This is a genomic window from Methylobacterium sp. J-072 (genome assembly GCF_022829425.1).
Classification (GTDB): Bacteria; Pseudomonadota; Alphaproteobacteria; order Rhizobiales; family Beijerinckiaceae; genus Methylobacterium.
In genome coordinates, this window is the sequence record NZ_JAKSYK010000195.1 from 85,577 (window position 1) to 97,860 (window position 12,284).

Annotated in this window: 13 protein-coding genes and 1 pseudogene; 6 read left to right on the top strand and 8 right to left on the bottom strand. The window is 64.4% G+C overall.

The genetic code is table 11. From position 1 onward, the window contains the following. Positions 1-53 precede the first annotated feature (53 nt). Entirely contained in the window at positions 54-281 is a 228-nt protein-coding gene (locus MKK67_RS25295) for a hypothetical protein (protein WP_243970729.1), read from the top strand. A 40-nt stretch (positions 282-321) separates the two neighbouring features. Here MKK67_RS25295 and MKK67_RS25300 read toward each other — a convergent pair whose 3' ends face one another. Together MKK67_RS25300 and MKK67_RS25305 are read right to left on the bottom strand one after the other, a co-directional pair. After that, positions 322-588 (bottom strand): hypothetical protein, encoded by a 267-nt coding sequence (locus tag MKK67_RS25300; protein WP_243970731.1) that lies wholly within the window; start codon positions 586-588, stop codon positions 322-324. 1,730 nt (positions 589-2,318) lie between these two features. Continuing rightward, on the bottom strand, positions 2,319-2,837 hold the full coding sequence (locus tag MKK67_RS25305; protein WP_243970733.1) for a MucR family transcriptional regulator: 519 nt from the start codon (positions 2,835-2,837) through the stop codon (positions 2,319-2,321). 366 nt (positions 2,838-3,203) lie between these two features. On the opposite strand from MKK67_RS25305, the pseudogene MKK67_RS25310 reads away from it, so the two are divergent. Then, positions 3,204-3,972 (top strand): annotated as a pseudogene (locus MKK67_RS25310) (transposase); the annotation flags it as partial. Between the two features lie 102 nt (positions 3,973-4,074). Here the strand turns inward: MKK67_RS25310 and MKK67_RS25315 are convergent. Continuing rightward, positions 4,075-4,884 (bottom strand): IS5 family transposase, encoded by an 810-nt coding sequence (locus MKK67_RS25315; RefSeq protein ID WP_243970735.1) that lies wholly within the window; start codon positions 4,882-4,884, stop codon positions 4,075-4,077. A 474-nt stretch (positions 4,885-5,358) separates the two neighbouring features. Here MKK67_RS25315 and MKK67_RS25320 point away from each other — a divergent pair, with 474 nt between their 5' ends. Beyond that, positions 5,359-5,526: a hypothetical protein gene (locus MKK67_RS25320; protein WP_243970737.1), complete on the top strand. Its 168-nt coding sequence runs from the start codon at positions 5,359-5,361 to the stop codon at positions 5,524-5,526. Positions 5,527-6,467: 941 nt separating this feature from the next. Further along, positions 6,468-6,644, top strand: coding sequence for a hypothetical protein (locus tag MKK67_RS25330; RefSeq protein WP_243970741.1), 177 nt, complete (start codon positions 6,468-6,470; stop codon positions 6,642-6,644). Here the strand turns inward: MKK67_RS25330 and wrbA are convergent. From wrbA to MKK67_RS25345, 3 genes are all read right to left on the bottom strand, one after another. Next, a complete protein-coding gene (wrbA, locus tag MKK67_RS25335) occupies positions 6,641-7,294 on the bottom strand; it encodes an NAD(P)H:quinone oxidoreductase (protein ID WP_243970743.1) in 654 nt (217 codons plus the stop codon). The two genes, MKK67_RS25330 and wrbA, sit on opposite strands and share 4 nt — an antisense overlap. 9 nt (positions 7,295-7,303) lie before the next feature. Beyond that, entirely contained in the window at positions 7,304-7,549 is a 246-nt protein-coding gene (locus MKK67_RS25340; RefSeq protein WP_243970744.1) for a hypothetical protein, read from the bottom strand. Positions 7,550-7,769: 220 nt separating this feature from the next. Further along, a complete protein-coding gene (locus tag MKK67_RS25345) occupies positions 7,770-8,180 on the bottom strand; it encodes a DUF1236 domain-containing protein (RefSeq protein WP_243970919.1) in 411 nt (136 codons plus the stop codon). A 486-nt stretch (positions 8,181-8,666) separates the two neighbouring features. Between MKK67_RS25345 and MKK67_RS25350 the strand changes: the two genes are divergently transcribed. Both MKK67_RS25350 and MKK67_RS25355 read left to right on the top strand, forming a co-directional pair. After that, positions 8,667-9,302: a class I SAM-dependent methyltransferase gene (locus tag MKK67_RS25350; protein WP_243970746.1), complete on the top strand. Its 636-nt coding sequence runs from the start codon at positions 8,667-8,669 to the stop codon at positions 9,300-9,302. Between the two features lie 409 nt (positions 9,303-9,711). Next, on the top strand, positions 9,712-9,936 hold the full coding sequence (locus MKK67_RS25355; RefSeq protein ID WP_243970748.1) for a hypothetical protein: 225 nt from the start codon (positions 9,712-9,714) through the stop codon (positions 9,934-9,936). A gap of 279 nt (positions 9,937-10,215) precedes the next feature. Here MKK67_RS25355 and MKK67_RS25360 read toward each other — a convergent pair whose 3' ends face one another. Both MKK67_RS25360 and MKK67_RS25365 read right to left on the bottom strand, forming a co-directional pair. Then, a complete protein-coding gene (locus MKK67_RS25360; RefSeq protein ID WP_243970750.1) occupies positions 10,216-10,392 on the bottom strand; it encodes a hypothetical protein in 177 nt (58 codons plus the stop codon). 620 nt (positions 10,393-11,012) lie between these two features. Next, positions 11,013-12,278, bottom strand: coding sequence for a tyrosine-type recombinase/integrase (locus tag MKK67_RS25365; RefSeq protein WP_243970752.1), 1,266 nt, complete (start codon positions 12,276-12,278; stop codon positions 11,013-11,015). Positions 12,279-12,284 lie beyond the last annotated feature (6 nt).

Genomic DNA, 12,284 nt, shown 5'->3' on the forward strand with positions numbered 1-12,284 from the left:
GCCTGACGCGGCCGGTCGCCAGTAGGCTTACTCGGTCAGCACCGGAGGCCCCCATGCGGGACAGCGAAGCCTTTGCGCAAGAGATCGCCGCACTCCTGATCGCCGATCTCAAAACATCGGGCGCGCGCACCCCATCTGAGATGGAAGAGGCCTGTCGCACCTCGCTTCACAGCCTGCTGGGCGACCGTAAGGTGCCGGAGCCGATCGCCGTCCTCATGCCGTTTGGCATGGATCGCTGGCCCCAGGTCGTCGTAAGGCCTTGCAATCTTCCGGGCGAATAGAAGCCTTAAAGAACAGGGTTACTCGGCTGAATATTATGGTTTAAGTGCAATAAACGTAAAAAATTGACAACGGTGTAACAACTGCATTTGCTGCACCTAAAATCATCAGGCCAGTGACGATATTACCTTGTAGTTTTGGCTTATGTTCAAGGAAATATTGAACAGGAAAAGCCAGTATTGTAATCGGAAGCATAAAAATAACGCCGATTGTCCATACTATTAAGCATGGAACAAAAACAAACAAACTTGTCAGACCATCAGTTTGATTTCTGTCGTCGTATTTTCGTACCGTATAGGCGTGCGCCATCGGACTCGCCACTCGTGCTAAAACCGGAATTGCAACCAGCGGTAGTATAATAGCGAATCGCGCGATCTCAACGCGAACCCGGGGCCTCCTTCTGCTGCGGATTACGCAGAAGCTGATTGTGCAAGCGTATCCGGCAGGCCTGCTGTTAGGTAGTCCGGGACAGGGTCCGGCCAAGAAAAAGCCCGCGCGGCGGACCGGGCGGGCTGAGGATTGCTGATCCAGGACCAACGACCACAGCGAATGTGGTATATCATGGTTAAAAAAATCTAAATGCCAAACATCTCTGGGTTTGTACCTGATCCCAGGCGACCGCCATCTGCTATTTGCCTGAACCTTAATCAGCCATCCGTTCAGTGCCATGCCCTTGAACGGATTGCCGAAGCAGGGCTACTCCGCTTTCACCAGCTGCCCCCCGTGGTTCTGCACGCTGTCGTGGAAAGTGCGGCGCACCCCGTCAGGAGCGCGCCGCAAGTTGGCTCGTGGTCTCATCGACGAGCCGACGCCCATGGCAAAGCCCAGGCCACGAAAAAGCCCCGCTCGGCGGCTGCCGGCGGGGCTGAAGGTGGGGCTTGGGAGGAGAGCCGAAACTACACCCTCAATGGTCCGCTGCCTTAACGTGAGGCAGAATTCGTCTCGGTAGCCGCGCCAGCGTGCGGGCGGTTCCTGGTGCTTCATCCCGCTTTCGCCATGCGCCGCCCGTGGCTCTACACGATGTCGCGGAAGAGCTCGGCGAGCATGGAATTGAAATTCGGTTTATTAACTCATCGTTAACTATTTATCTGAAGTTAATATATCGTCGCGACATCGCGATGTCAGTTGAGTGCCAATTGCATTCACGCCGCTCCTTTCCTGAGTAATGCCCAGCATTGGCTGCGGTGCAGGAAACTGCTGAGGAGCACCGTAGGAGGGGGAAATGGGGGCGATTGTCTTAGGCGGGTCATCGGTTGGGTTTCAGCCAAAGGACCGACGTGGCTCTGCGCTCCAGATCCTGCTTGTTCTCGGCTGGGGTGGCCTATTCGCCTACTGCGCAGCCTATCTCTACGAGGACCTGCCGTTCCAAACTTCGACGATCCAGGCCATCGGCGAACCGCTTATCGATCAAATGGCGGACCTCTCTCGGCCTATTATCTTGGTTGCCGCACCCGAGCCTGTCACGCCTGCCGCGGCCCCGTCTAGCGTGCCGCCGTCCGCACCGTCGGCCATCGTAGCGCAACCCACAGTGCCTCCAGCCACGCCCCGGCCAGCTTCAGCCAGCCTGGACTACGTTGGGACCTGGGGGCCTACTACGGACGCCTGCAGCGCTCCCTCGCGGCGCAAGGGATTCGTCCCAGCGACGATCACGCCCGAGCGTGCTCAGGCTGCCGACACCATCTGCAGCTTCCGCGGTGCCCATCGAGCCGGCAATGCCTGGTCGATGGCAGCTGATTGTGGTGACCGCGATCACCGTTGGTCCTCCCAGGTCCGCCTAGCCGTCAATGGTGACCGCTTGACCTGGACGAGTGCCATGGGCACCTCGACCTACGTTCGTTGCGGCCGCCGAGCTGGGTGAGGCGTGCTGCACCTGCATTGCGACACCTGATCCTTGCTGCGAAAGGACGCGCCGGCCGCGCGTGAACGGGGGAACACGGCGACCGGCGCGCTCGCCGGCGGGAGCCTGGCTAGGCTCAACCGCTGCGATAGGTGGGCATATGGGGATCGCTGGGAGATACGCGGATCACCGGGGGGGGGCTTCAGGCCTCGGCGGTTTCCTTGACCTTCCGCGGCCGGCCGGCACGCTTGGGCTTCTCGGAGACGGTCGCGGTCGGCTCGGTGGCCTTCGGAGCCGCTTTCTTGCGCTGGTTGCCGAGGCCGAGGCTCTTGGCCAGTGCCGAGCGCTGCTCGGAGTAGCTGGCGGCCGTAGAGGGGTAGTCCCGCGGCAGCCCGTAGCGCTCGCGGTATTGCTCGATGGTCGTGCCGGCGCCGCTGAGATGCCGCTTCAGGGTCTTGTACGGCTTGCCGTCGACGAAGCTGATCAGAGCGTCGGGCGTGATCGACTTCCGGATCTGTGACGGGGTCAGCTTCTCGACCGCCGGGGCTTCAGTCGCGCGCGCCTGGCCGAGCCCTGTCAGCGCAGCGTGCGTGTTGGCGATCAGGGTCGCGATCTCGTTCGGCTGCAGGTGGTTGTTCGAGACGTAGGCAGAGACGAGGCCCGACGTCAGTTCGATGTAGTCGGTCGCGCCGCGCTCGAGCGTTTCCAGATTTTCGTCCACGATGTGCACCTATGCTTGGAGAAGTCGCACAATGTGCTGGCGAATGTCAGAAAGCAATGCGATAATGATACGAGATAATTGTTTGTGTAAATTTTTGCGCAGAAATCGGCGCGCAGCTCCGACTTCGAAGCCTTTGCCCAAGTCATCAACAAGGACGTCATCTCGACCTTGAGGCAAGACCGCAAGAGACATGGTTCCATAACGAGTGCATCTTCTGTCCATAGTCCGGCGGCTCGCGAAATGGCGGAGTGGCTGGCCCCGCATGTGGCGATGCTTTGGCCGCTCGCAGAAGAATGGTTCTGGCCTGCCCCCTGAAAAGTGGTCCTCCCTGAGGGTATGGCTTCGAGCCATGTGGAGGATGTTGTCATGGGACGGAAGAGGCATACGGCTGAAGAGATTGTTGCCAAGCTGCGCCAAGTGGATGTTCTGGTCTCACAAGGTCGCAAGGTCGCCGAAGCAATCCGGTCCATCGAGGTGATGGAAGTCACGTATTACCGCTGGCGTTCCGAGTACAGCGGCCTGAAGGGTGATCAGGTCAAGCGGCTGAAGTCTCTGGAGACTGAGAACCAGCGCCTTCGTCGAGCGATCTCCGATTTGACCCTGGAGAAGCTGATCCTGAAGGAGGCGGCTTCGGGAAACTTCTGAGCCCGGCTCGCCGCCGGGCTTGTGTCGAACACGTCGTTGCCGAGCACGGTGTGTCCGAACGCTTCGCTTGCCGTGTCCTGGGTCAGCATCCCTCATCCTGAGCCTGTCGAAGGATCGACGCAGCGCAAGGTCGCCGTCCTGGTCGAGGATGAGGCCGCTTTGACGGGCGCCATCATCGCCTTGGCGCTGCAGTACGGACGCTATGGCTACCGTCGGATCACCGCGCTGCTCCAGCGCGACGGCTGGATGGTGAACGTGAAGCGTGTCGATCCTTCGACAGGCTCAGGATGAGGGGATCTGGCGACGGGAGGGGCTCAAGGTCCCAGCCCACCAGCCCAAGCGAGCGCGCCTTTGGCTCAACGACGGCTCCTGCCTCCGCTTGCGGCCGGAGCGTCCTGACCACGTCTGGTCGTACGACTTCGTCGAGCACCGTACGCACAACGGGCGCAAGTACCGGATGCTGAACGTCATCGATGCGTTCACGCGCGAGGGCGGTGCCAACCATTGCTGGAGAGGAGTATGACGAAACGCCTCCGTCTCCTCCCGGACCGATCCGAGATCACCGACGACACGCCGCTGCACCTAGAACGTGTTATGAACTCGTCATCAGTTGTCCGGCCTGTTTGAGCATGAGGCAGACGAAGGCGACCCTGTGAAGTCCTGCCAGCGTGCTGGTATAACGCTCGTAATCCTCGACCAGGCGCCGACAGCGCGTGGCCCAGGCGAAGGATCGCTCCACCACCCAGCGGCGCGGCAGCAGCACGAACCCCCGCTTGGCCTCGGGGGCCTTGACCACCGCCAACGCGATCCCGTGCGGCCGAGCGGCCTCAGCCGCCCGCGCGCCGGTGTAGCCCTGATCGACGAAGCCGGTCTCGACGCTTCCGTCCGTCTCTGCTTGCACGGCGCCAGTCAGGCGATCGACCTCGCCGCGGTCGTCGGCATCGGCCGGCGTGACATGCAGTGCCACCACGTGGCCTGGCGTATCGACCGCCAGATGAACCTTCGAACCTCGCTTGCGCTTGGCCCCGTCGTAGCCCGACCGGTCGCCGCTCTCGGGCAAGGATCGCAGCGTCCGGCTGTCCAGGATCACCGCTGACGGCTTCGGCTCTCGGCCCGCCGCCATCCGCAGCACCGCCCGCAGATCGCCGGCCACATCGGTAAAGCACGCCGCTGCCAGCCAGCGCTGCGTCTGCTGGTACACCGCCGCCCACGGCGGCAGGTCGTGCGGCATGAACCGCCACGGCGCCCCCGTCTTCACGATGAACCGCAGGCCGTTGAACACTTCCCGCAGGTCGTGATCGCGCTGGCCCGAACTCTCCCGCAGCAGCGCCAGATACGGCGCAACCAGCGCCCATTCCTCATCGGACACGTCGGACGGATAGGCAGTGCGATCCAGGCTCATGCCCCATAGCGCGCCACCCCCGCGTATAGTTCATAACAGGCTCTAGAGACCGCGGCCCGACTTGCTTTCCCCGATGGCGTCGTGACGGGTTTGGCCTTGCGGAGCGCCGCCGCCCGCGGCGACCTCGATTATGAGCGTCTCGGCAGTCGAATCGTCACGACCCTTAGATTCATCAGTGAGTGGCGTGCACGGAACCGACACCCGGCGAAACCTTCGGTCGAACGGCAGGCGCCCTCACACCTTACCGATGAGTACCGTGCGGCCTCCTCCATAGCAGCCTCCTATCGCGCAGCCGTGGATCTTCGCGCCAAGCCAAAAGGAGGCACGCCCAGCGACGCGCATCAGGCTGCATCGGCATCCCTAGAAGCTAAGCTCCGCGCACTGTCAAAGCCGAAGTTCGACAAATACGGGAAATGCAAAGGCGGCCGACCCCGCCGCCCGCAGGGTTAGACGATGCCTCGTCGGCCGGCCCAGGTGACCCAGGCCGACATCGCACGGGCGATCCGGGCCATGCACGTCGCCGGCTACGCGGACGTGCGTGTTGTTTTCCGGGAAGGCTCGATCATCGTCGAAGCAGCCCCAGAGGAAGCGGCAGTAAGTGCCGGCCGGCCCAAGAAACAGGAACAGGTCATCCTCTTGTGACCTCGGCCCGCTACGAACGCACAAGGTTTGCGCTGGAAGGGGCATGACGAGGCGGCCGAGCACGAGGACGCCCTCACGCGATAGCCACGCTGATTAAGCAGGGCTGGAAGCCTTGAGTGCTCATTGACATCAACCTGCAGTAGTACGCAGGGAATACCTATGTTGAAAAAGCTCCCTCAAGGCGCGGCCACCTTTCGCGGTCGCGGATTGGCGTTCGTCCACGGCTCCCACATCGTGGTGAAGGTCTGCCCGGAGTGTTCGCAATGGAATGCGCCCAGGGCGGCCGACACGGGCGTATGCGGGTGGTGCGCCTACGTCCCCTTCTGTGAAGACGTGGAGCCTGTCGTTGAAATCGAAACTGCGGCTTAGAACCTGACGACCATCATGGCGGCCAGGGCTGCGACTGCTCCCTTCAGCGACGTGAGGCGTGGTGGCGTTGCATCCGCTTCCTCCCGTTTCGCCGATACTGCCGCGCTCGCTCTCAGGCTGACTATTGGTGCGGTCGCGCCACCTGCGGGAATGATTGCCGACCGCAGAGATCGTGGGTCCAGGCGCGCCGCCCGAGCGTACGCTCATGACGGTTGGTGCCGATGCGTGGTGTCGAGCGGATCGTCTGCCAGATCGCTGCGTTTCGTGACATGACCGCTCAACCCCTACCCCCGCCGGACCCCGCCCGCCTTGCGCTCACGGAGTCCGCCCTCGCCGCAGCGGATCTGCTCTGGCGCGCCGAGATGCGTCGAAACTACGGGCCGGATGGAGTGCTGATCTACGCCTTCTCGCCCGAAGGACAGGGCGGCCTCGGTACGCCACTTCGACGGACATACGAGGCCCGGCGCGTTGCCGTCGCGTTGTGGCGTCACGAACGGCAGCGGCCAACGCGGTGACCTGATCCAGCCGTCAGTTCACCGAAGCGATAATTGGTAACAAGGCGAGAGGACTTAATGACCGAGACCGACAAGTTACAGCGCGAAAGCATCGTGCCGCCGACGGTGCCGATCCGGAACGTCAACGTGCCTGACCCGACGACGGGCAGAGAGCTTGAAAGCAAGGATCCGGTGAAGGACGCCGAGAGCAAACCCGACGATCCGGACAAGGCGGCCAAGGACGGCCTCGCTTAGCGCGCCTTCTGCCGGCTTGGCATCTCTCCGGCTGCGATCAATGCGCTCGTGATCGCCACCATCCGCCGACCTTGATGGCGGGCTGCATCGAGATCTTCCGTCCGGGGTGGCCGGTTCTCTGAACCCACGATGGCGGACGCGCCATAAGGCGAGCCCGCCTCCAGCATGGCACTGTCGGTGTAGCCGGTCGGCAGGATCACCATGCCCAGATGCGCCATCGGGGCGTATAGCGAGAGCGTGACGACCTCGGATCCGCCGTGTGGCCAGGAGGCCGCCGCGAAGGCACCTCCGACCTTGCCGGCGAGCAAGCCGCGTTTCCACTGCGGACCGAGGAGGTCCAGGTAGTTCTTCAGTTCGGTCGCCATAGCTCCGAAATAGCAAGGTGTGCCGAACAGGATCGCGTCGGCCCACTCGGCATCCTCATGCGTGGGAGCCTCGTAGAGGGCATTCTGCCGCGCAGCGCTCTCGGTCCATCCGTCGACTTTCGCCATCACCGCTGCATCGACGACTTCGCGCGGCCTCCGCAGGCGTATCTCGGCCCCTGACTCTCGCGCGGCTTGCGCTGCAGCAGTTGCGAGGGCTTCCACGCTGCCGCTGCGCGAGTAGTAGACGATCAGCAAACGCGTTGGGTCGGAAACGGGATCAGCCACAGCACGCTCCTATGGATTGGTGCGGCGGACTGCCGATTGCAGAGAGGACGAAACGCCAGTCGCCCCTACAGGGGGGCTGGAGAGCGATGAAGCATCTGCCGCATAGCCGATCGTTCTGTGCGAACTCGCCATCTGGCCGGCCATCAGCACGGTCAGCGCTGCCAGCATCAGCCCGGTGCCGCCGATCACCCCGCAGAACATCGGCATGCCGGGGCCACCGTGCTGACCGTTTTGACTGGAATGCCGTTCTGCCACCTAGAGACCTCGCTGATCCACACTTGCGGATCCGAGTCGGCAACAGGCGCTCCAGCCAATAGGTCCGCCCCTGTGGCGCCATGGCTCGCAGGTCGACCCGGGAGCGAGAAACCGGCCCTACGACCCAAGAGCCGCCGGGCAATCGACCGCCCTGGCCGCCTGGGCTGCACCAAGCGGGTGACACCCAGGCTGCGCCGAGGTCGAGGGATCCCGAAGCGGCCTACTCGATCACCTCGACGATGCGGCGCGTCCGCGGTTCGACGAGCACGGGGTGGTCGTTGACGATGGTGTAGTTGTAGTTCGGCAATGCGAATTCGGACGGTACGTCGTAGTAGATGACTCCGTCCTCCGGCAGCACCGTTCCGACCCGCACCGGTCCCGCGTAGGCGAACGATGGACGTCGCTCGCCGATCACGTAGATGCGGAAGCGCTCGCGCCGGTCGATGCCGAGCATGCTGTTGGCCGTACCGACGGCCGCGCCGATCGCCCCTCCGACCACTGCGCCGAGCGGTCCTGCGATGGCTTCACCACGCTCGCGACCATCCTGTGCGCCGCGCGCCAAGCCCTGTGCATGAGCCGCTGCCACGGCGCCGAGCATCAGCACGACCGGCAGAGAGATCCGAAGTCGCATAATGTCCTCATCAGGCGGCATGAAGGGTATCGAAGGTTAGCGGCACCATGGCGCGGCCCCGCACCATCGGATCGGAGCCCGATCAATGGACCCTGTCGTCACCGGATCCGTGGTGGCCGGACGCGCAAGTGCCCCCGCGGATGGCCGGTTGGCCTTCGCCAGCATCACGGCCGAGAAGCAACAGAGTGCGAGGGCAGCGACCCAGAGGACGCCTCTCACAGTTCGGGTCGTTCGCTTGGACATATCCCAGACGCTGACGGCCGTCGGTTAGCGAACTCTTGCACGGCGCGAAATGCGTCTGGTGGTGGCCAGCCCCTCCGGCGCGAACCGCCCTCGGCCATAGCCTTCCGATGCGGCATCTTGCGCCGAGGTGGGCCGCGGGGCGCATCGGGCCTTATCTCCGGGTGGCATCGGGTGCCCACCCGCCCCCCGGGCGGGGAGGCGGCGCAAGTCCGATGCTTCGCGCGACACGAAGGCATACCCACCATGGCTCAGGATCTGCCGGAGCTGCCCGCAGAGGCGTTCGCCAAGCAGGATCGCAGTCCCGATCCGCTCTTCTACGCGCAGCCGCGCCTCGTCACCCATATCGATGCTGCTGCCATCGCCGCCGTGACCGACCTCTACAGGGCAGTCGTACCCTCGGGCGGTGTGGTTCTCGACCTGATGTCGAGCTGGATCAGCCACCTGCCGGAAGTGGCCGTCTACGAGAGCGTCATCGGCCATGGCCTGAACGCAACGGAGCTCACCGCCAATCCGCGCCTGGCGCGGCATTTCGTGCAGGATCTCAACGCGCAGCCGCACCTGCCGCTCGACACGGCCAGCGTGGACGCGGCTCTGATCTGCGTCTCGGTGCAGTATCTGCAGCGCCCCGTGGAAGTTCTGTCCGAGCTCGCGCGCGTCCTGCGCCCCGGCGCACCGGTGGTCATCAGTTTCTCAAACCGCTGCTTCCCGACCAAGGCGGTCGCGATCTGGGGTGCCCTCGATGGGACCGGACATGCGGAACTGGTTCGCCTGTACCTGCAGCGCGCAGGATTCGCGCGCGTCGAGACGCATGTCCTGAAGCCCGAAGGGGGCTCCAGCGATCCGTTGACCGCGGTGGTGGGCTGGACCGCACCAGCCTAGCCGCCGCGCCGCTCGTTCGCGCGAGACGGATCGAGGACCGTCCCGAACGGAGGATGGCTGGTTCATCGCGACGCTCGGGCGGCAAGGAGCAGGCCCGGCGCCCCGCCCTCGAGGCGATGCCGGCCGCGCCCGATGAGGATGCTTGAAACTCGGCACTTGGCCCACCGCTTGCTTGATGCGAGCGATTCCTCCCGAACCACCTTCAGCCCCGCCGGCAGCTGCTTCGCGGGGTTTTTTCGTGCTGAATCCCGGCCCGGGACGGCCGGCCCAGACGACCAGCACGCCCCGGTAACCGCCCCACGCCATCCTGCATCCCGAGCCACGTTGCGTATCGGCTCAACCGCCAGTGAGATCGGACGCCCCCCGCCCCATGAGCAGATCGGGCGGGGCCCAGCGGCCGATGCCTTAGGTGCTCCTGATCATGATGGAAGATCCAGGCCAGACGCTGTCGGACGAGGAGCTGGATCGGCTGGCGCGCAAATTGTTCGCCGAGGTTCGGGCTGAAAGCCCAGAGGCGAAAGCGGGAAGAGCTTTGGAGTCCGCTGGTGAGGCGGCTGGAGAGGTCATCCCCATCCTACCTGATTGGCTGTTGGACGGCGGCGACGATAAGGCCGGGGGTGACAGCGAAGGCTGAGCCGGCGTCATCCGATCGCCTGCGGGTGCCGCAATGGAGTGCCCGAGAAATCAGCCGGCGTCAGTGGACAACCGGGATGGCTGTGGCGGTGCTGCAGCTTGTAGGTTCCACCAGCAGTGACGTTGCCGGCGATGATCGCCCGCCCATGGCAAGCTGGGCAGCGCTTCGGCACCATCCTGTAGATGGTGCGGGCCTTTAGGAGGCTGACAGCGCTCCACACACCGTCAAGCTCCACCTCGCACGTCGGTTGGCCGCTCGGCGGCATGTGGCGCGATATCGTCAGATCTGGATCTCTTCGGCATGCAGGCCACCAGCCCGCAGGTGATCCGGGATATCGGCATGATCGTAGTACCCGGCTTCGTGAGCCATGGCGTCAAGGGCTGCGATCGGGTCGGCGGCCGAGCCGGTCCAGAGGATCGTGCCTGTCGCCACCTGACGGATCTGAAACACCCTCATCGCCACCTCTCCCGCATATGTTGAGCGATCAAGCGTAGCGGCGTCTTCGACGTTCTTAGGCTACCTCAATCGGTCAGCATGCCGTATGGGCGGGCCTTGCTCGTTTCTGAGCTACCACAGCGTCCACCAGCGGCCGACGCCTACCAGCACAAGGAACATCAGTGCGGCCCCAATCGTGATCGTGCCGATGGGGTTATACCGAACCGAGACTCGTTGGCGTTGAAATCAGGGCCATGGGATCTTCGATCGGGTCCTGGTAGCGGCTTCACCGGCCGCAAACCCATGCTTGTAGCCGGCCTTATAGATGCCACACAGAATCGCGGCGATGCATGCCCCGATCACGAGTTGGTCGAGAAGCGACAGGGAGTTGAACCAGGCCCACAACACCATGCCGCTATCCCTCGGACCCTGTATCGACGCGACGAATGAACCGGAGCATCATCCGGTGGCAGTCCTTGACCCATTCCAGGGCCAGGGTACGACCCCAGAGGGCGATGAACACTACCCCGCGTGACCTTGCACGCGATCTGCGCGCGTGCTTGCCGGGCGGCCATATCATCACGGCTCGCCCGGCCTTGACCAAAACGGCTCACTCCACCCGAGCAATCAGCCAACTCCAGTCATTCCGTGGAGCCGGACTGTTGCTTGGTGCTGCTCATCGCCCCCGCGATCTGCATCGCCACCCGGTCCGCCGCCGCGAGCAGCACCACGTCGAGATGGTGGATGTCCCATGAGGTGACCCCGTGCCCGGCGTGGCCCAGCATCGCGCCGATCGTAGAGTCGCTGTCGCCGAGGTCGCCGGCCGTCGAGGCGAAGGCGTACCGCAGGGTATGCGCCGTGACGCCCTCCAGCTTAGCGCGGCCCACGATGCGCTCAAGGGCATCATCCAGGCTGGCGAACGGCCCCTGCCCTCCCCGCGCCGTCGGTAGGACGTAGGTCGAGCCGGGGGCCCGCTCGATGCCGTCCAGGATCAGCAGCACGGCCTTGCTGATCGTCCGGACCGAGGCGCCCTCCTTGGAGTCCTCGAGCCGCAGGCACGGCTCGGCCCAATCGATCTCTGACCAGCACAGCTTCGTGATCTCGCCCAGCCGGCAACCGGTGAGCGCCAGCAGGCGGACACCGGCCACGGCCTGCCAGCGCTCCGAAGCGCCCTCTTCCGCCTCGGCGAGCGCCTTGCCGAACGCGGCGTACTCGGCCGGCGTCAGGCGCCGCTTGCGCTTCTTGTCCGCCGGTCGCTTCACGCCGGTGGCCGGGTTCGAGGTGATGACACGCTCGCTGACCGCGTAGCTCAGGATCCCGCCCAGGAGCCCAACGGTGCGCGCCGCGGTGCCCGGGCCACCCTCGACAACCGCCTTGCCCCGGAAGCCCGTCTTGACCACGCCAGCAGTCTTGCCGGCCTGCACGTCGCGGACGAAGCGCTGGACGTCCGGCGCAGTCACATCGGCGACCAGACGCCGGCCCAGGAGCGGCTTGATGTGCCGCTCGATCCGGCCGCGATCGACGTAGAGGGTCGAGGCCTTCTTGGCCTGGCCGCCCTTCCCGATGATCAGGCCCTTGTCGGCTGCCATGAGGTAGGCATCGCACTGCTCCGCGATCGTCATCGAGCCACGGCGGGTGGCACGCTCCTCCGCCGGATCCTCGCCCCGGATCGCGTCTCCCAGCGTCACGATCGCGAGCTTGCGGGCCTCTTCGACGGTAAGCTTGCCATGGGTGCCGAGGGACATGCGCCGGCGCGTGCCGCCCTTGGTCCGATAGTCGGCGTAGTAGACCCGCTTGCCGCTCGGGAACACGCTGATGCCAAAGCCCGGCGGCTCGCTGCACCAGACGAAATACGTGACGTCTCGTGGGGGCGCGGCATCGACCGCCCTCTCGGTCAGCTTCGGCATGCCAGA

Bases quoted from the DNA above. Each gene is read 5' to 3' on its own strand.
- MKK67_RS25345 (WP_243970919.1), bottom strand. From the start codon at position 8,180: ATGCGACTTCGGATCTCTCTGCCGGTCGTGCTGATGCTCGGCGCCGTG.
- MKK67_RS25350 (WP_243970746.1), top strand. From the start codon at position 8,667: ATGGCTCAGGATCTGCCGGAGCTGCCCGCAGAGGCGTTCGCCAAGCAG.
- MKK67_RS25365 (WP_243970752.1), bottom strand. From the start codon at position 12,278: ATGCCGAAGCTGACCGAGAGGGCGGTCGATGCCGCGCCCCCACGAGAC.
- MKK67_RS25295 (WP_243970729.1), top strand. From the start codon at position 54: ATGCGGGACAGCGAAGCCTTTGCGCAAGAGATCGCCGCACTCCTGATC.
- MKK67_RS25315 (WP_243970735.1), bottom strand. From the start codon at position 4,884: ATGAGCCTGGATCGCACTGCCTATCCGTCCGACGTGTCCGATGAGGAA.
- MKK67_RS25300 (WP_243970731.1), bottom strand. From the start codon at position 588: ATGGCGCACGCCTATACGGTACGAAAATACGACGACAGAAATCAAACT.
- MKK67_RS25330 (WP_243970741.1), top strand. From the start codon at position 6,468: ATGACCGAGACCGACAAGTTACAGCGCGAAAGCATCGTGCCGCCGACG.
- MKK67_RS25360 (WP_243970750.1), bottom strand. From the start codon at position 10,392: ATGAGGGTGTTTCAGATCCGTCAGGTGGCGACAGGCACGATCCTCTGG.